The organism is Acinetobacter sp. CFCC 11171 (assembly GCF_003268405.1).
Classification (GTDB): Bacteria; Pseudomonadota; Gammaproteobacteria; order Pseudomonadales; family Moraxellaceae; genus Acinetobacter; species Acinetobacter amyesii.
Window position 1 is genome coordinate 1 of sequence record NZ_LQXP01000040.1, and the last position, 19782, is coordinate 19782.

Annotated in this window: 19 protein-coding genes; 10 read left to right on the top strand and 9 right to left on the bottom strand. The window is 40.1% G+C overall.

The annotated features are described in order from the left end of the window. Nucleotides 1–444 (bottom strand): SulP family inorganic anion transporter (locus tag AVJ20_RS15260; protein ID WP_162689785.1); only part of this gene is annotated, 444 nt, incomplete at its 3' end. A 247-nt stretch (nt 445–691) separates the two neighbouring features. Further along, nucleotides 692–3052, bottom strand: a complete 2361-nt coding sequence (locus AVJ20_RS15265; protein ID WP_111885829.1) for a Tex family protein — start codon at nt 3050–3052, stop codon at nt 692–694. 335 nt (nt 3053–3387) lie between these two features. Here AVJ20_RS15265 and ompR point away from each other — a divergent pair, with 335 nt between their 5' ends. The 5 genes from ompR to AVJ20_RS15290 all read left to right on the top strand — a co-directional run bounded on the left by ompR (nt 3388) and on the right by AVJ20_RS15290 (nt 8962). Next, entirely contained in the window at nt 3388–4152 is a 765-nt protein-coding gene (gene ompR, locus AVJ20_RS15270; RefSeq protein WP_078189809.1) for a two-component system response regulator OmpR, read from the top strand. A 244-nt stretch (nt 4153–4396) separates the two neighbouring features. Then, nucleotides 4397–5857: an ATP-binding protein gene (locus tag AVJ20_RS15275; protein ID WP_111885830.1), complete on the top strand. Its 1461-nt coding sequence runs from the start codon at nt 4397–4399 to the stop codon at nt 5855–5857. Nucleotides 5858–6063: 206 nt separating this feature from the next. Continuing rightward, the gene (locus AVJ20_RS15280; protein ID WP_078192882.1) at nt 6064–7581 is read left to right on the top strand and encodes an acetyl-CoA hydrolase/transferase family protein; all 1518 of its coding nucleotides are present in this window, start codon (nt 6064–6066) and stop codon (nt 7579–7581) included. A gap of 126 nt (nt 7582–7707) precedes the next feature. Beyond that, complete coding sequence (locus AVJ20_RS15285; RefSeq protein WP_111885831.1) at nt 7708–8127, top strand: GNAT family acetyltransferase; 420 nt, start codon at nt 7708–7710, stop codon at nt 8125–8127. A 148-nt stretch (nt 8128–8275) separates the two neighbouring features. Further along, a complete protein-coding gene (locus tag AVJ20_RS15290) occupies nt 8276–8962 on the top strand; it encodes a DsbA family oxidoreductase (RefSeq protein WP_111885832.1) in 687 nt (228 codons plus the stop codon). 76 nt (nt 8963–9038) lie between these two features. Here AVJ20_RS15290 and AVJ20_RS15295 read toward each other — a convergent pair whose 3' ends face one another. Further along, on the bottom strand, nt 9039–9239 hold the full coding sequence (locus tag AVJ20_RS15295) for a dodecin family protein (RefSeq protein ID WP_111885833.1): 201 nt from the start codon (nt 9237–9239) through the stop codon (nt 9039–9041). Between the two features lie 237 nt (nt 9240–9476). On the opposite strand from AVJ20_RS15295, the gene AVJ20_RS15300 reads away from it, so the two are divergent. The 5 genes from AVJ20_RS15300 (at nt 9477) to AVJ20_RS15320 (ending at nt 13377) form a co-directional block, all read left to right on the top strand. Beyond that, nucleotides 9477–9725 (top strand): glycine zipper domain-containing protein, encoded by a 249-nt coding sequence (locus AVJ20_RS15300; RefSeq protein WP_218946142.1) that lies wholly within the window; start codon nt 9477–9479, stop codon nt 9723–9725. Between the two features lie 234 nt (nt 9726–9959). Continuing rightward, the gene (locus AVJ20_RS15305) at nt 9960–10148 is read left to right on the top strand and encodes a hypothetical protein (RefSeq protein ID WP_111885834.1); all 189 of its coding nucleotides are present in this window, start codon (nt 9960–9962) and stop codon (nt 10146–10148) included. Between the two features lie 351 nt (nt 10149–10499). Next, nucleotides 10500–10679 carry a hypothetical protein gene (locus AVJ20_RS15310; protein WP_078189814.1) on the top strand — a complete coding sequence of 60 codons (180 nt, stop codon included), beginning with the start codon at nt 10500–10502 and terminating at the stop codon, nt 10677–10679. A gap of 11 nt (nt 10680–10690) precedes the next feature. Next, nucleotides 10691–12139, top strand: a complete 1449-nt coding sequence (locus AVJ20_RS15315; protein ID WP_111885835.1) for a hypothetical protein — start codon at nt 10691–10693, stop codon at nt 12137–12139. A 98-nt stretch (nt 12140–12237) separates the two neighbouring features. Then, entirely contained in the window at nt 12238–13377 is a 1140-nt protein-coding gene (locus tag AVJ20_RS15320) for a hypothetical protein (RefSeq protein ID WP_228157235.1), read from the top strand. A 68-nt stretch (nt 13378–13445) separates the two neighbouring features. Here the strand turns inward: AVJ20_RS15320 and AVJ20_RS15325 are convergent, their stop codons facing one another. From AVJ20_RS15325 to AVJ20_RS15350, 6 genes are all read right to left on the bottom strand, one after another. Continuing rightward, nucleotides 13446–13709, bottom strand: a complete 264-nt coding sequence (locus AVJ20_RS15325; protein WP_162689784.1) for a hypothetical protein — start codon at nt 13707–13709, stop codon at nt 13446–13448. A 166-nt stretch (nt 13710–13875) separates the two neighbouring features. Then, nucleotides 13876–15795: a molecular chaperone HtpG gene (htpG, locus tag AVJ20_RS15330; RefSeq protein WP_111885837.1), complete on the bottom strand. Its 1920-nt coding sequence runs from the start codon at nt 15793–15795 to the stop codon at nt 13876–13878. Between the two features lie 117 nt (nt 15796–15912). Then, nucleotides 15913–16260: a lysozyme inhibitor LprI family protein gene (locus AVJ20_RS15335; RefSeq protein ID WP_078189819.1), complete on the bottom strand. Its 348-nt coding sequence runs from the start codon at nt 16258–16260 to the stop codon at nt 15913–15915. A 155-nt stretch (nt 16261–16415) separates the two neighbouring features. Further along, nucleotides 16416–17027 carry an OmpW/AlkL family protein gene (locus AVJ20_RS15340; protein ID WP_111885838.1) on the bottom strand — a complete coding sequence of 204 codons (612 nt, stop codon included), beginning with the start codon at nt 17025–17027 and terminating at the stop codon, nt 16416–16418. A 306-nt stretch (nt 17028–17333) separates the two neighbouring features. After that, nucleotides 17334–18701, bottom strand: coding sequence for a Na+/H+ antiporter family protein (locus tag AVJ20_RS15345; protein WP_111885839.1), 1368 nt, complete (start codon nt 18699–18701; stop codon nt 17334–17336). A 96-nt stretch (nt 18702–18797) separates the two neighbouring features. Continuing rightward, nucleotides 18798–19673 (bottom strand): alpha/beta fold hydrolase, encoded by an 876-nt coding sequence (locus tag AVJ20_RS15350; RefSeq protein WP_111885840.1) that lies wholly within the window; start codon nt 19671–19673, stop codon nt 18798–18800. Nucleotides 19674–19782: the final 109 nt, after the last annotated feature.

Sequence of the window (19782 nt, forward strand, 5' to 3'; positions counted from 1 at the left end):
AGACCATGAAAATTGGTTCAAGCCAAACAAATAAGGTATTTGACTCCCAATCAAGATCAGCCCGATAGCTGCCAACAAACCCAATATGACATTGTTCGGAATAAAGTTGGCAAAGAAACCGAGCCGAAATATGCCAAATCCAATCTGTAAAATACCGGCAAAAACAATACACAATAAAAAGGCGGCATAGTTGCCGCCCAGTAATTCAAGCTGTACCAAAATGACTGCTGTTAAACCTGCTGCTGGGCCTGCAACACTGATATGTGAGCCACTCAGTACCCCAACTAAAATACCACCGACAATGCCAGCAATAATGCCAGAGAGAATCGGTGCGCCAGAAGCCAATGCAATGCCTAGACATAGTGGTAAAGCCACGAGAAATACCACTGTTCCAGATAAAAAGTCGTGAATATGAAATCGATGTCGTTCAATTTTAGATATCATCATTTTACCGTTTATAATAAATATCAAATAATTAGATGTAAGTATGTAAAGCCTAAAGTTTGTGACCACTTTATGGCGTGACTTATATTGTCTGACAATCGAACGATTCTATAGTGTGTTTTGATACGTGATTTGTGTGATTTTTACACTTTATTGCGAAGTTTAAGATTCAGCTCATTTATCTTTGATAGGCCGTAAAAGAAAATAAAAAAAACTCCCAAATGGGAGTTTTTTTAACAGTTCAAGATTACTTCGAACCTTTAATCCCTGCTTGTAATAACAACGCACCTAAACCACCAATTTTATTTTCTTGTGGTTTCGCTGCTTGAGGTTTTTTATGACCTTGTGGGCGGTCGCCTTGCGGACGAGCATGCTGTGGACGTTTCGCATGTGGCTTACGCTCACCACGTTGTTCTTGCTGCGCATTGTCACGACGTGGTTGACGTTGTGGTTTCGCTGCAGCAGCACCTTCTGCACGCATAGACAAGTTGACACGGTTACGTTCAACATCGACATTCAAGACACGAACTTGAACAATTTGACCTGGTTTCACGACTTTGTGCGGATCTGCAACAAATTCATTTGCAAGTTCAGAAATATGCACTAAACCGTCTTGGTGTACACCCACATCCACGAATGCACCGAAGTTAGTCACATTCGTAACCACACCTTCAAGCTGTAAACCTTCAGTCAACTGCGCCACTTCTGTGATGTCTTCACGGAATTTAGCCGTGCGGAACTCTGGACGTGGGTCACGGCCTGGTTTTTCAAGTTCAGATAAAACGTCTTGAATTGTCGGTAGACCAAATTGGTCATTCACAAATTCTTCGGCGTTTACTTGGCGAATAATTTCAGTATTACCAATAATATCTTTGACTGTGGTTGCTTTCGCTGCCACAATTTTTTCTACTAAACCATAAGATTCAGGGTGAACAGCAGAAGCATCAAGTGGCTCAGACCCATCTTGAATACGCAAGAAGCCTGCTGCTTGTTCAAAGGTCCGCTCGCCTAAACGAGGAACTTTTTTCAAACTTTGGCGGTTGTCAAAACGACCATTTTCTTTACGGAAATCCACAATTTGTTGTGCAATTGATTTATTCAAACCCGCGATATAACCCAAGATTGCAGATGATGCTGTGTTCACATCTACACCAACTGAGTTCACACAGTCTTCCACAACCGCTTCTAGCGTTTTTGCCAAACCGGTTTGGTTCACGTCATGTTGGTATTGACCTACACCAATCGATTTCGGATCAATTTTAACAAGCTCCGCCAATGGATCTTGTAAACGACGAGCAATCGACACTGCACCGCGAATAGATACATCTAGCTCTGGCAATTCTTGAGATGCCAATTCAGATGCTGAATAAACAGATGCACCCGCTTCAGAGACAGACACACGAATCAAATTCAAATCCGTATTCGCAGCCATCATTTCGGCCACAACCGCTTCAGTTTCACGGCTTGCAGTACCATTACCAATCGCAATTAATTCAACATTGAATTCGCGGCAAAGGCGCGCAAGTTCAGCAACTGAACCAGCTTTATCTTCTTTCGGGGCAAACGGGTAAATAGTACTGTGTGCAAGTACATCACCTGATGCATTGACAACAGCCAATTTCACACCCGTACGGATACCAGGGTCAACACCCAGAGTGGTACGCGCGCCTGCTGGTGCAGAAAGTAATAAATGACGTAGGTTTTCAGCAAATACATCCATCGCTTCAGCTTCGGCAGCCAAACGTTTTTCAGTCAATAATGAATGCTCAATAGCAGGACGTACTTTGCCCAACCAGAACAGTTTTGCTGTTTGTTTTAAGAAATCTGCACGCGCTTGTGGCTGAGCTGTTTCTATATTATATTCAGTTTCAATACGTGCCAATGGTGCATCATCTTCACCATCGACTTTTAAGCCTAAGACATTTTCTTGACGGCCACGTAGCATCGCCAATAAACGATGTGACGGCACTTTATTTAAGCTTTCAGAAAAATCGAAGTAATCACGGAATTTTTTACCGACTTCCTTTTTCTCATCACTTGCCACTAAACTTTTTAACATTGCTGTTTTTGCAAATGTTGCTTTGAGTTCAGTGGTTAATGGAATATTTTGCGCCCATTCATCAATTAAAATGTGTTGAATCGCATCAAGTTGACTTTCAACATCTGCATAATCTTCATGGCTAAAGCCTGCCAAAGCTTCCGTAGGATCGATCGCTTCATTAAAGATTTTTTCAGCGATTGGGCCTAAACCCGCTTCTTTGGCTTTAAATGATTTACTTGTACGTTTTGGACGGTACGGCGCGTAAATCTCTTCTAAAGCATTTTTCGTTTCTGCTGCATTCACGCGAGCAAGTAAGTCATCAGATAACTTGTTTTGTTCTTTTAGAGATTCGATTACCTTTTCACGGCGCTCAAATAAATCACGCAGGTAAGTCAGACGTGTATCGAGCTGACGTAATTGAGTATCGTCCAGACCTTGCGTCACTTCTTTACGGTAACGTGCGATAAATGGAACACTGGCACCTTCATCAATGAGCTTGATGGCAGCTTCAATTTGATTTGGACGTACGGCAATTTCTTTTGCCAACTGCTGAACTAAGTCAGTCATCGTATTAGATCCCTGCAAGGATAAGTTCTAAAAGCCATGATTATAAAGACCAAGACCATAAAATCCACAATTGTTTTTATAAATTTATTCGTGGTTTTTAATGCCAATTCATCTCAAATACACATTTTTTTACGAAACTGACTATGAAACAGCAAATTAGCGAGACTTAGACAAGCAAACTGATTCGAACAACATGTATACATTTGGTATCTATGTCTTGATTTTAACTGCAATATTTGTTGCTTTAGAGCATAGTAAATTTATATAAATGAATCGTATACTCAAGTGAAATCGACTTTTTGTTTACGATGACAATAAAGAATAAGGAGCACGTCATGAGTTTAGTTGTACCTGCTGAAAAAACAGATGCCGTACAAGCCGAAACCGACCGAGTCGAACGCATTCTGGTTGTCGATGATGATGTGCGTCTACGCACCCTCTTACAACGCTTCCTAGAAGATAAAGGTTTTGTGGTCAAAACCGCACATGATGCGACTCAGATGGATCGTCTGTTGCAGCGGGAACTCTTTTCCCTGATTGTGCTCGACTTTATGTTGCCTGTTGAAGATGGCTTGAGTATTTGTCGCCGTCTGCGCCAATCTAGCATCGACACCCCAATCATTATGCTGACCGCTCGTGGTAGCGATTCAGACCGTATTGCAGGACTTGAAGCCGGTGCAGATGACTATTTACCAAAACCATTTAACCCGAATGAGCTATTAGCTCGTATTCGTGCGGTCCTACGTCGCCAAGTGCGTGAAGTTCCGGGCGCACCAAGCCAACAAATGGAAGTGGTGTCTTTTGGTCCGTGGTCACTCGACCTGTCTACTCGTACATTAACCCGTGAAGGTCAAGTCGTCACATTAACAACGGGTGAATTTGCCGTACTCAAAGCATTAGTTCAACACCCTCGTGAACCACTGACACGCGACAAGTTAATGAATCTTGCTCGTGGTCGTGAATGGGGCGCGATGGAACGTTCAATTGACGTTCAGGTTTCTCGCCTGCGTCGTTTGGTTGAAGAAAACCCAGCACGTGCGCGCTATATTCAAACCGTTTGGGGCGTAGGTTATGTCTTTGTTCCAGATGGTGCTGAATAAGCCATAAAATAAGACCTGAGAATCGAGTCACCGTACCTCATGTCCGGAAATACCATTCGCTGCTGTCTGAGCCACTTGAAATTGAATGAATAAAAGTAATGTGCGCGAGTTCAGCGAATGGCAAAAATTTTGGTACTTTTTTAAAAAGTACATAACAAACTCCTCCCAAAGAACGTTCCAGCAGTAAGATTCCATCGCAAAGAATAAAAACTGCCTTTCAAAAAATTTGCTTAAAGGATTCTGCGTGAAACTCGAACCCATCGACCCACAGGAATTTACCGACTACGTTACCTACTCCGAAAAAAAACGGACACCTTGGGAACGCTTCCTCGATAAAATCAAACCCCGCTCTGCAGCCATGCGGACCACCGTATTGGTATTATTTGTGGTGTTTTTTAGCCTGTTTATGTCCTTATGGTTCTTTTGGCGCACACTCTATTTACCCGAAATTCAACAACATGCTCGTTACCTCGCGGTCGAACTTGAAATCATTAACAATCCTGATTTACGGATTTTTCATAACAATGCAGAAGTAGATGTCGACGATTGGATGCGCAATCGCGTCGGGATCGAATATGTGACCGATCCAAAAGAATTTCCCAATGTTAAAGACAAAGTGATTGCAGAATTCTTTACCAATCAAATTGAAAAAAAACTGGCCAAAGAAATGCGCATTGATAATGCGACCGTGTATTTCCAATTTAAACCTGACCCACGCATCTGGATTCAAACTCCAGAAATGAATGGCAACTGGGTTCGCGAGCCTTTAAAAACCTATGCCAACTATAGCGCAGAGCTGATTCTGGGATGGTTATTGGGTATTCCTCTGATTGCCGGCATCATTATTTTAACCTTGGTTCGTCAGCTCAACCGTCCGCTAAAACGTTTACAAGATGCGGCAAACAACTACAGTAAACACGGCACTGCCCCTTATTTAGAAACCAACCATGGGCCACAAGAAATCCGTGAAGTAAACCAAGCCTTTAACCACATGGTCTACACGCTGGAACAAACTGAACGTGATCGTCGCATCATGTTGGCCGGTATTTCCCACGATTTGCGTACTCCGCTGACCCGTATTCGACTCAGCGCAGAAATGATGCCTGATGATGACTTCCTAAAAGAAGGTCTGATTTACGATGTTGAAGATATGGATGCGATTCTGAATCAGTTCATTTCGTATATGCGAGATGGCTCTGATGAAGTTCCGCAAGATACTGATTTAAATGCGCTATTGCAGGAATTAGTGATTCAATTTAAACCTTTAGATATTCGCTTTGAACCTCAAGACTTACCGATTATTCAAGCACGTAGCCTGTCCTTAAAACGACTAATAGGCAACTTAATCAATAACTCAAAACGCTATGGTGCCGAGCCGATTGAACTGTCTACCGAATATGAAGGTGACCATATTCAAATTCGCGTTGCCGATAATGGCGAAGGGATTCCTGAAGACCAAATTGAAGACCTGATGCAACCTTTTGTACGTGGTAATGATGCACGTACCATTCAAGGCAGTGGACTCGGTTTAGCCATTGTAAAACGTATTGTGGATATTCACGAAGGTCAACTTTCAATTCACAATCGAGCAGAAGGTGGACTCGAAGCGATCATTTCTTTACCACTGCAAAAACTCGAAAATGATGAAATATTAAACAACAGCCCATTGGAAAAAATTAAGCAAAGTTTAACTGAACGCTTTTAACAAGCGTTCAAAAAAGCAACGAACAGTTTTGTTCAATCCTTAATCATTGGTATTTTTAACTTTATTATTCATCAACTTATAAATCATAATAAAATCTTATACCCACATTTTTTCAAAAAATTAGACCTTAGCCTAACAGGGATGCAAAATGGCTTTTTTGATCGGTACAATCCGTATCAGTTTTGAGAATTTCACGAGAGTATATGATGTCTTTAGATCGCATCCGTTTAGCTGCCCTTCACGACAAAGTTATCAGCGCAGAAAAAGCTGCTGAATTCATTCAGGATGGTATGACGGTAGGTATGAGTGGTTTCACACGCGCAGGTGAAGCGAAAGCTGTACCTTTAGCGTTGGTTCAACAGGCTCATGCTAATCCTCTTAAAATTACCCTAATTACTGGCGCGAGCTTGGGTAACGATTTGGACAAAAAATTGACTGAAGCAGGTGTTCTTGCTCGTCGTTTACCGTTCCAAGTAGACAATACATTACGTAAAGCGATCAACAAAGGCGAAGTAATGTTCATCGATCAGCATTTGTCTGAAACAGTTGAACAAATGCGTAACCTTCAGCTTAAAAAGCCTGATGTAGCAATTATTGAAGCTGTTGCGATCACTGAAGATGGTGGCATCATCCCTACAACTTCTGTAGGTAACTCTGCAAGCTTCGCAATTTTTGCTGAAAAAGTGATTGTTGAAATAAACACCAACTTAAGTCCAGCATTTGAAGGCTTACACGATATTTATATCCCAACATATCGTCCAACACGTCAAGCTATTCCATTGACTCATGTTGATGAACGTATTGGTACACATGCAATCAACATCGATCCTTCAAAAATCGTAGGTATCGTATTTAACAACGAATTGCATGACTCTCCATCTACAGTGACTGCCCCTGATGATGAAACTCAAGGTATTGCAAACCACCTTATCGCTTTCTTTGAAAAAGAAGTCGCTGAAGGTCGTTTACCGAAGAACCTAGGTCCATTACAAGCAGGTATTGGTTCAATTGCAAACGCAGTATTGACTGGTCTTAAAGATTCAAACTTTGAAGACTTGATCATGTACTCTGAAGTACTTCAAGACTGTACATTTGAATTGATCGACGCAGGCAAAATGAAATTTGCTTCAGGTTCTTCTATTACGCTTTCTGCGAAATATGGCGAAAAAGTATTTAATAACCTTGAACAATACAAAGACAAACTTGTATTACGTCCACAAGAAATTTCTAACCACCCAGAACTTGTACGTCGTTTAGGTATCATCGGTATCAACACAGCACTTGAGTTTGACATTTACGGTAATGTGAACTCAACTCACGTTTGCGGTACAAAAATGATGAACGGTATTGGTGGTTCAGGTGACTTCGCACGTAATGCGCACTTGGCGATCTTCGTGACTAAATCAATTGCAAAAGGTGGCGACATTTCTTCTGTTGTTCCATTTGCTTCTCACGTTGACCATGCAGAACACGACGTTGACATCTTGGTTACTGAACAAGGTCTTGCTGACTTACGTGGTCTTGCTCCACGTGAACGTGCTCGTGCTGTAATCGACAACTGTGCACACCCAAGCTACCGTGCAGCATTAAATGATTACTTCGACCGTGCTTGTGCGAAAGGTGGTCAAACACCTCACCTTCTACGTGAAGCATTGTCTTGGCACATCAACTTCGAAGAGAACGGCCATATGTTAGCTGCTCAGCCTGAAGTGAAAACGGCTTAATTGACAGTGAAATAAAAAACGCTCTTCGGAGCGTTTTTTTATGGCTTTTATTTTTCAATATGACTTATCAAGTCTGCAAAACTCGACTAATCTAAATTGGTCAAAATACATGCTAAAACAAAAATTATGTTTATTATCCGCCCCTATCTCGAATCTGATTTAGATGATGTGATTGCACTTTGGGAACTGTGTGATCTGACCCGCCCATGGAATAACCCTGAAATTGATATATTTCGAAAATTGGCTCAACGTGATCAATTATTCTTGTTGGCGGTCAAAGATGATCAACTGATTGCAACTGTGATGGGTGGCTATGATGGACACCGAGGCTGGGTCAATTATCTTGCCATACATCCACATTTTCAACGTAATGGCGTCGCTACCGCCCTCATTCAACAATTAGAAAAACGCTTAATTGCACTAGGCTGCCCAAAACTTCAATTACTGATTCGACAAGACAACATTGACGTACAAAATTTTTATGAACAATTGGGCTATGAAGAGGTTGAAGTAATTTGTTTGGGTAAACGTTTAATCACGGATTAATCGTTCGACAAATCTTCATTCAATCCTTGTAACAAAATCAAAAAAAACCGACATTGAGCCATCGAAACAAAAATGGATTGCATTGCTTGGCTTTAAATTTTAGGATTTGCCCCCATCATTTTCCCAGAACATAGAAAAGAGATTTCCCATGCGTGTAGATATCTGGTCAGACGTGGTTTGCCCATTTTGTTATATTGCGAAAAAACGCCTTGAAGCTGCTGCCGAAGAATCGGGTGTAGAGCTTGAAGTGTTTTGGCATAGCTATCAACTTGATGCAGATGCGCCCGCTCGCCTAGAAATTTCTAATACTGAACGTCTAGCTCAAAAATATGGCCGCAGTATTGAAGAAGTAGAGGAAATGCAGCGCAATATTGCCGAAATGGCAAAAGCTGAAGGTATTGAATTTAACTGGCAAAAAGCCAATTCAGGCAATACTTTCAACGCGCACCGCTTGATTCATCTTGCACAAAGCAAAGGTCTCGGCAGTGAAGCCAAAGAAGCGTTCTTCTATAGCTATATGACGCAAGGCTTGGCCATTGGTGAACGTGAAACCTTAGAAGATGTTGCATCTCGTATTGGTCTAAACCCTGTTGAAGTCGATGACTTATTAGACTCAGATGAATTTGCTGATTTCGTCAAATACGACGAAGAAGTAGCACGCGACCAACTTAAAGTTACCGGTGTACCGTTCTTTGTGTTTGAGCAACGCATTGCTTTAGCAGGCGCTCAACCGAAAGATGTATTTAAAAAAGTGATGGACAAAGCTGCGGAACTCCCTGAGCTTGCTCCTACACCTGTCTGTAATGATGAAAGCTGTGAAACACCTGAAAAATAATTCAGCGTGTTCAATCAAAAATCCCCGAACTTCGGGGATTTTTTATGATCAGTTTTTAACTTCAATAAAATGAAACTTATTCAACCAAGAAGCTGATTTTTAAGTTCACTCGATATTCCGCAATTTTATTGTCTTTCACCACAACTTTTTGTTCATTAATCCATGCACCCTGAACGTTCTTTACGGTTTCAGTGACTTTATTAATTCCCGTTTGGATCGCATCTTCAAAACTTTTTGCGCTACTTGCATTTACTTCAACGACTTTAGCAACAGACATTGTATTTATCCTCATTGTTATGATTTTGAATCTTCATCATATGATTAAGTCACTTATTTTGGTTATTTTTTAAACATCAAAACAGCAAAATATTACATGTCTTACACAGGAGTGAATTCCACTTCGAGGGATTACAAACTGACCATCATTTATTACATGCTTTCTGTTTAAGCCAAGGCCACTACCGATTAGGCTAAAAGCTTCATTCTTCAAACGATCATGCTCGGGAGTAATGTCATGACTATTGAACCTCAAGCAACTTCTGCTGAAACCGAACTATCTACCAATACAACCCCTCAAACAACCACCAACGAGTCCCAAACAGGGAAGAATAGCTTTCTCTCACGTTTTTCTCCGACCGTCAAAGGTGCTGCGATCGGAGCTGTTGCAGGCAGTATATTGCCTGTTTTTGGTACGATTAGTGGTGCCATTATTGGTGGTATCGCAGGCAAAGTCTATGAAAAGAAATGTGCTAAACATTCATAGATTTTTCATCTATATCTGAGTGATACGCCGCTGTCACTCAGCCACTAAAAACTCTAGAGCAATAACTCTAATAGACTGTTTTATATAAATATTAAATCCTACCATTTATCTTGTGTTGCCGAATCGATCATTTTTAATTGATTATTTTTTGATATTATTTTCACATAAATTCAAGTGATTAATTTTCTCCCTGACTCAATTTTTGAGTTACTAATGATTGATAGGAATACACAAATGAACGCAATCAAATATGCTATGGCTGTTGCTGTGATGGCGCTTTCTGCAACTGTTTCTGCACAAATCGTTTACGTACCAGATTTTCCAGTAAAAAAAGCTGTAACTGCTGAAACTGCCAATGCAGAGAGCCAAGCTCCAGCTGCTGATACAACCGAAGTTATAACAAACACAGAAAAAAAAGCTTAATTTTTAGCTGATTTTTCCATAAAAAACCGATGGCTCCCACCATCGGTTTTTTATTTTTTGTGCCTTTTCTTTGGGCTTTATTCTTTACTTAACATTAAAAATCAACGTCTAGCAGCGCTTAATCGCTGATGATGACTTCAAAAAAAATTGACGCTAAGATGCCGAGATATCTTTTGCAACGCATATCATTAAGCTAATGATTTGGTATTATTTTTAAACAAAATGCGCATTAATTGTCATATTCAACACTTAATTTGTAGAAGCTGACATTTATTTCCATGTTTTTTTTAATGAAATCTCTATAATCAAATGAACTAATCGACTTCTTTATTTTTAAATTTACATTGTCCTATGCAAGAACTTCAGGCACTGATACAAGGAAAAATTTCACCGCAGGTCATCGATATTGAACGCCTGATTGAATTGGCCAATACATATCGAAACCCGAACTCGGCTGAATATAAATTAGTAGAACTTGCAACCAATATTGTATTGGCTAAATATTTAGAAAAAGCACAAAAAGTCCTTTAGGAAGCGGACAAATGAATTTACAAGAGAAAGTACAATTAATAAAAGAAATCCATGTACTGACCCATCAACTTGAACACCGTGCTTTGAGTTTTTATGAAGCTGCGCTTTCTAAACGTCGGATTCATGAAATTTTTGCCTTATGCGATGAACCAATTTTTCAAAAGCAAATATTAAGTTATCGTGCATTAACTGAACCACAGATGGCTGCCACTGAATTTTCCAAACAAACGCCATATTCATGGTTATTTCGTGGCTATTTTAACCATGACGCTGCACTCGAAAGTGCTTTATATCAATATCCAGAGATGGGTTGGGCCTTGCTGCACGACCATGAATTAGGTTGGCAAGTGTGGATGATTCCAGCCAAACAACGCACGGCGTTACTCAGTGAATGGGGCAATTTCAGTGAATGCTATGATTGGTTAATTGAGCAACAACAGCTATATAAATGTTTAATCAGTGATATCGATCTACGTCTACATGCCGTACGCCTAAAGGACGAAGTCAGCACAGCACCAAGCACTGTTGCAACAAGTATGGATGTCCTACTGCCAATTGAAGCGATAAATAAAGACGGATCTGTCGATCTAGATCATTGCGATAAGCAAATCAATGAAGCGGATACGTTGCTTGATAACTCAAATACAAATAAACCGGAGCTTTCTGCACCTGATACCGTTCCTCTTGTTCTAATTGAGCAGCCAACACATGCCCCATCGGAGGAAAATCTCAACTCGACAATGGCAGGCGTTGAACTTCCTGAACAGGTTCAAATCGCTCAATATACCGCTCGCGTTCAAACGCTGCAAAACATCGATGCGCAATTGGCCTTGTATGAATTGCAGTTTATAGATCAGCCTGAACTCACAACGCAACTTGATGTTCTATTGCATACGACAGATGGTACAGATTGGAAAAACCAGCCACTGTATTTAGCAGAGCAAATCAATACCGAAGGTCGCTTCATCAAATATCTCTTGTTGTTTGGTGCTCAAACGCAAATGGAAGCCATTCGACTCTCTCAACTGTTTTGCCAACAACATCAACATGAACTTGCCGCGATTAAAGTCATGACATGGGACAATCTAGAGCAACTCTGTGCTGCACCTGATCAGCTCTATCAACAGTCTCAGCAGGCTGAAATAATTTGGTCGCAAAACGACTATTATCCATTTATCCCGGCACAGTTAATTCATACGCAAAAATTCATTCATTTTGATGAACCTGAACCGACGCTACATACCCCGCTGTTATTATTACAAGAACGTCAAAAAATACGTTTAATCCACGGTCAAAAACGCATGGCACTCTTGCGTACCGAACAAGCCCTTCCCTATTTGATCCTCCATCGACAGCAAGGTTTAAATTGGCAAAGCATCCAAAATGTGATCCAACAATTGCCTCACCCCATTGATGTGATTTCGCTTTATCAAGCACTTAAGCAAATGACCGAAGATTAATTGCATTTATTTTGTAGTTTGGCTTGCATTTATCCGATAAAAATAACAAAACTACAGATGCAGGATACTCAGATGATAATTAAATAGAGCCAAAACATATGCATAAAAAACAACAGTACTTTATTCGGACTTTGCTTTTTTCCGCATCAATGAGCTTGATGTATCAAGTTGCTTGGGCCAATGAAACTGAGGGGCAACATTCGCAGGATGTGCCTGCAACCGAGCAAAGTTCACCGTATATCATGCCAAAAACCTATGATTTTTTAGATCAAATTCCACGTTGGATTGATGCAACACCGACCTTCTTACCTGAACAATCAGATCACCTCATTGTTCCGACAACAGAACAAACGGAAAATAATAGCTGGACCGATCGACAACAGAAGAAAGTCCGAAATTGGGCAGATCGAACGGCCGTTCGCATGGATAACTGGTTTGGGCAAAGTGAGCCTGATAAACCAGCCAATGCTACCCTTAGGGTGATTTTAGACAACAGTTGGAATAAGCACGATGAATACGAAATTAAGCCACGTATTCGCGGTAAAATTAAGCTTCCCACTTTAGAAAAAAAATTGAGTGTGGTCTTTGGTGATGACTCACTTGATAATGAATTAGAAAATAATGCTGCAATTACCAATGAAAACCCTGCGGGGCGTAGTGATAAAAATTATGACAATAAGCAAACCCGTGAAGATAACAGTTCACTGGCTTTACGTTGGTCAGAAATTTCAGATCGACTGCCCTTCGAAACTGACGTTGATCTAGGTTTACGTTCTGGTGATGACCTATATGTCCGCTTAAAAGCAGCTAAAAAATGGCAACTCGACAATGATTACAGTTTTTTAGCCGAACAAATTTATCGTTATGGTATCGATAGTGAAAATTATCTAAGAACCAATTTAGAATTAACCCATGCTCGTCCAGGCCAACCCTTTATCTCAAACCAATTCAACCTGACCTATGCAGATGCACAGGATGATGATCTGAAATGGGATAACTTCAGTTACCGCCAACACCAATTTTTTAAAGGTAACCGATTCAACTACGGCCTATATACAGGTGGTTTTTATAATAACGATCAACTGCGTTTAAACAGTTGGGGACCCTATGTATCATGGCGACAGCCCTTTCTGCGCGAATGGTTTTATATCCAAGGTGATCTCAACTACCTCAACAACCATCGTGACGATAAAAGCCACTTTGTGGGCGCTTTAGTGCGCCTTGAAGCCTTGTTCTAGAACCCGCTATTTCACAGCGAATAAAAAGCCCATCTCAACAGGATGGGCTTTTTTTAAATAACGCAGGTTCAATTTTTCTTAATCACACGTACACGATCATTACGTACAATACTCGGCTGTTTTTCAGCGACTTTTTTCACTTTAGGAAAACTATACTGAACACGATCATTTCGCATCACACGGCGACTATCAACAAAAGGGTTGATATCGTATTGTGCGATCTGCTTTGAAACCTGCACACGGTCATTACGCACCATTTTTTGCTTAGCGCTGTCTGCCTGAGCAGATTGCATGAGGCCCATAGACAGCAGCGAGCCCATTACAGCGATCACTCAAATTTTCATCTTAAGATTCCCAATACTTAACGATCGTTATTATAGATTAATTATTTATTTTTAATTTATTTTAAAGATTAAAACATGGACGTTTTTATTCATGTGCTCTATCGAAAAACCAAATAAAAAAACCTCCCGAAGGAGGTTCATTTCATATCTACCGTTACTTCAGCAATAAGCTGTTAATCCGTTTGATGTATTGGGCTGGATCTTCGGGTAAACCGCCTTCAGCAATCAACGCTTGATCGAAGATCACATTCGCCAAATCATCAAATTGCGCTGAACCTTCTAATTTTTGTACCAACGGATGGGATGGATTGATTTCCAAGACTGGTTTTGATTCAGGTACCGCTTGGCCTGCTTGTTTCAGCATACGAACCAGTTGCGGTGACAACTCACCCTCAGCAACCACCAAACACGCAGGAGAGTCCACTAAACGTGTTGTTACACGCACTTCAGAGGTCTTATCTTTTAACGCATCCGACAGTTTTTCAACAACAGGTTTAAACTGCTCAGCAGCTTCCTCAAGTGCTTTTTTCTCTTCAGCATCTTGTAGATCACCCAAATCAACTGCACCTTTTGATACATTCTGTAATGGTGTTCCATCAAACTCAAAAACAAATTCCATCGCCCACTCATCCACTCGTTCAGTCATGAGCAGCACTTCGATACCTTTTTTCTTGAACAATTCAAGTTGTGGTGAGTTTTTCGCAGCATTTAAACTATCAGCAGTCACATAGTAAATTGCCTTTTGGCCTTCTTTCATATTGGCTTTATAGTCTGCAAATGATGTTTTCACTTCATCATTATTTGACGAAGCAAAGCGTAATAATTTTAGAATACGCTCACGATTCGCCATGTCTTCGCCTAAGCCTTCTTTTAAGACTGAACCAAACTCAGCGTAGAATTTTGCAAACTTCTCTTGATCAGCAACATCTTCAGATTTCGCCAAACCATCTAGCACCGTTAAAATACGGCGGGCGTTACCTTCACGAATCGTTTTCACGTCGCGACTTTCTTGTAATAATTCACGGCTTACATTAAGTGGTAAGTCTGCGCTATCAACCACACCTTGAACAAAACGTAAATAATTTGGAATCAAATTATCCGCATCATCCATGATAAATACACGTTTCACATACAGCTTAATTCCTGCTTTAGCTTCACGTGTGAAAATATTGCTTGGTGCGCGAGATGGAATATAAAGTAACTGTGTATATTCCGTACTTCCCTCTACACGGTTATGTGTCCACGCAAGCGGGGCTTCAAAATCATGGCTCAGGTTTTTATAAAACTCAGTATATTGTTCTTCACTGATCTCATTTTTATTACGCGTCCATAATGCACTTGCTGAGTTAATCGCTTCCCACTCATCCGTCAGTACATATTGACCAGGTTTTGCTTCTTCGCCTTCGGCAGCTTCCTCTTGTTGCCAAACTTCTTTCTGCATCTCAATTGGTAAACTAATATGATCAGAGTATTTATTAATAATCTGCTTAACTTTGTAACGATCTAAATAATCTAAAGCATCCTCGCGTAAATGCAAAATGATGTCGGTTCCACGTGAAGCCTTATCAATTGGCTCTACATCAAACTCACCTGTACCATTACTAACCCAACGTACCCCTTCAGCAGCATTTACCCCAGCACGACGTGATTCCACTGTAATTTTTTCAGCAACAATAAAACCTGAATAGAAGCCCACACCAAATTGACCAATCAATTGTGCATCTGACTTTTGATCACCCGTAAGCTTCGACATAAAATCTTTAGTGCCAGACTTAGCAATCGTACCCAAATGATCAATCGCTTCTTGTTGTGTCATACCAATACCATTATCCGAAATGGTAATTGTCTTCTGCTCTTTATTTAAATGAATACGCACATGTAAATCTGGATCATTTTCATAATATTCAGGATGGTTAATGCCTTCAAAACGTAATTTATCGCAGGCATCAGATGCGTTTGATACTAACTCACGAAGGAAAATTTCAGGATTTGAATATAAAGAATGTGTTACTAAATGCAGTAACTGAGCCACTTCCGCTTGGAAGCTGTGTTTTTGAGATTGTTGTTCGCTCATCAGTCTCTCCGTTCATACTGAGTAAAATTATCAATTGCCTATATGAATGGAGGGACTTCACTATTTTTCAATAGTGTGAATGGAAAATTTTTATTCTGTCGCACTAAATTTTAAGGTTTAAAAAGGTCCTTGTTTATAAACGCGGTCCATGTAGAGATCCAGTTTTTGCTGCCGCATTTTATATACATCACTTAAACAACTGACATTGTCACGGCACTGATCGCGTAGTTGTAGCCATTTTATTTGTTGATCTTGAATTGCACCACGTGTCCCCATGGGAACCAAATGACGAATAATCGTATAGGTTGTTGCCATTTTGACATCGGCATCATTAATACTCCGGTTATCACAAACCGCATGTTCGGTAATGGTTTTCGCCTTTTTACAGTCAAAACTTGCGGCATAACTTGTCGAAATAAAATAAGCACTGCCCAAGACCAGCATACCCTGAATAATTTTTTTCATCGTCTTTTCTCTTCTTCCAACTTGCTGATTTATCTCGACTCTAACAGTTCCACCTAAATTTTCTATTGCCTATTTGTTCAATTCGATCAACTGATGAATGGAATATGCTGCATAAAAAACCCTGCCTAATGGCAGGTTTTAAGATCAGTTACAGCTTAGAATTTGTAGCTATAACCAATTGTATACACCATAGGATCGATATCTAAATCAAAAGTTTCGACAACTGTTTGAACTTCAGGCTGGATTTGAGCATAACGTGCATCAAAGAATACGCCCCAGTTTTTAGCATCAGCTGGTTGGTAGTTAAAACCAACTTGGCCAGCAAAACCATAAGACTCTTTCACTTTAACCTTTGTGCCTTCTAGCACACCTGAACCATCTTCATCCCAAGCAACAAATGCTGTACCACCCACACCAATGTAAGGTGTAAAGCCAGTTGAATTTTTAAAGTTATATTTCGCAGTAATTGTTGGTGGAAGATGTTTCAATTTAACACCAGCAACTTTTGAACCCGCAGCTGTTACATCCACATCATGACTAATTGGTGTAGCTAATAGTAATTCAGCTGAAATGTTGTCATTAAAGAAATATTCTACAGACGGTGTAAATGCAAACTCATGATCTGCTTTTACATTTAAAGCACCATTAGCAATATCAGTATCTGCAGTTGGAGCAATTACAGAAGCACCAACTTTAACCTGCCATTGACCAGCCATAGCTGATGCAGACATACCCAATAATGCAATAAGAGCAGCTTGTTTTAACATTTTTAAACAACCTTCTAGAATGAATAATTAATATTAAACATTAGTATTAAAATTATGCAATAACATTATTTAATAATTTATTACATTATTATATAAGTTATTATTAATTAAATATATTTATTTTAATCATAGTGCAATGCTTGGTTTTATATTTTCACCATTATAATTAATTTATTATTCATAATATACCAACCTTTTTAATCAGAATTAATAAAATGAATTATTTTAATCCAACCAAAATCCTCAGGATTAAATAACAAAAAAGGCGATTATATAATCGCCTTTTTATTTATCTTTGGATATTCTTTAGAGTACCATTGCGGCAATCCAACCAAAGATCATTAATGGAATATTGTAGTGAATGAAGGTCGGTACCACACTATCTTTCATGTGGTCATGCTGACCATCCATATTAAGACCTGATGTTGGCCCTAAAGTTGAGTCTGATGCTGGAGAACCTGCATCTCCCAAAGCTGCTGCTGTACCAATAATTGCAATCGTTGCCGCTGGGCTAAAACCAAATTGAATACAAAGTGGTACATAAATAATGGCCAAAATTGGGATTGTTGAGAATGAAGAACCAATACCTAAGGTAACTAATAACCCAATTAATAACATCCAAAATGCCGCTAAACCTTGGCTGTTTCCAATCCATTCAACTGAAGCTTGTACCAGTGTTGGTACTTGATTCGTAGCCTCAATCACAGATGCAAAGCCTTGCGCAGAAATCATAATGAAACCCACCAGTGCCATCATGCGCATACCACTGATAATGACATCGTCGGCTTCTTTCCACTTAAAGATACCTGCACAGCTTAAGATCGCAACACCAACGAGACCCGCCAAAATCATCGACTCAGATATGACTTGAACAGAAAGCGTAGCAACCACTGCTACCGCAGCCATGATTAAAGTAAATTTAGCGACTTGTGGTTTACCATTTTCATCTGCTTTTACATCAGATGAGATGGTGTGCTGTGATTCCTTAACCTGAACGTCAGCATACTCTCGTGGTTTACGGTAGCTATAAAAAACAGCAATTAATAAGCCAACAAACATCCCAAATACTGGAATTGCCATAGCAGTTGGAATTTGATCATAGCTGATGTTGAAACCGTATGGCTTACCAAAGGTATTGATGTTTTGACCTAAAATATCATTAAGGAAAATAGCACCAAAACCAAAAGGTACCAGCATATAAGTCGCCACAAGACCAAAAGTCAGAACACAAGCAATCAAACGACGGTCAAGTTTTAAATGATTAAATACGCTGAGTAATGGTGGAATTAATACTGGAATAAACGCAATGTGCACTGGAATCACGTTTTGTGAACATACGGCGGCTAAAGCGATAGTAGCGAAAATTACGTATTTCACGCGATTCTGGGCTTTCACATTACTGTTACCTTTGAGTTTAGTAATGAGTTGATAAGCCAGTAAATCTGGCAAACCTGAACGCGCAAGTGCCAAAGCAAATGCCCCCAACACGCCATAAGCAAGTGCGATTTGAGCACCGTTGCCTAAGCCACTATTAAACGCTTCGATGGTGCCATGAATACCAAGACCAGCTAACAAGCCACCTGTTACTGCACCAATGATCAGCGCAAATACAACAGGCACGCGTGCCAGCGACAGTCCAAACATGACTGTAATTGCGGCAAGAATAGCAAACATAAGAAAAAAGGGAGTCTGACAAAAAACCGTATTTTATCAGAATTTGCTCGCTATTTAGCCCCCTATCGATGAAACTGCCACTGTTGAACGATTTACTTAAAGCTGCTGTGATTGCGCAAATTGAGCGATGTAACCTGCAATTTTTTCGGGTTGGCTTAGCACAGCCCAATGATTGGCATTGACTTCAACCACCGATAAATCTTCAACCCAATTAGGTAATTCTTTAATGTAATCTGGACTGACAAAATTATCATGTTTCAACACAATCGCTTGTACAGGACAGACCGCATGACGTTGTCTAGGCTGAGTTAAGCGGGGAATAAAATTAGCACGGTAAAGCGCAATACCGTGTTTACCATCATGCTGAATATTATGATTCAAAGGCAATTCTTGAGTACGTTCTAAATCATTCACAATTTTTCCCCAACGTTCAGCATTCAAAAAATGCCACGCGGTCGGTGCCAAAAATGGCAATTGGAATACCCCGATGTACCATGACTTACTTAACAACTTGAGTAATTTTTTCTGCTGATGCTTGAAGCTATCTCTGAGCAAAAATGCCGCATGATCCAAACATGGCCCAGAAATAGTTGAATAAGACAAAATACGTGAGCGAAATTTTGGCTCAGTCACCGATTCCCAAGATTGGATAGAACCCCAATCATGCGCGGCCAAATGAAAACTACGCTCGCCTAATACCGCTTGCGTCACACTATCTAAATCAAGTGAAAGTTGTTCTAAACGGTAATCTCGTACTTTACGGGGCACAGATGACTGCCCTGCACCTCGCACGTCATAGCTCACAATATAAAATTCAGAACCAAGATGTTCAATAACCGGTTCCCATACTTCCTGATTATCAGGATAACCATGAACCAAAACCAAAGCGGGCTTGGTTTCATCACCCCATGTCTTTACATAGAGCCGTTGTTGATCTGTGGTATTCACCCATTGCGTATTTAGTGGTTGCATTCTTCTAGTCCTTTTATCGATTCCATCGAATTGACGTTTTATTTGTGAACATGGGCAATGTGATCAATGCCACAGTTTTGAAACTCATTTAGTATGCAAAGTTCAGCAT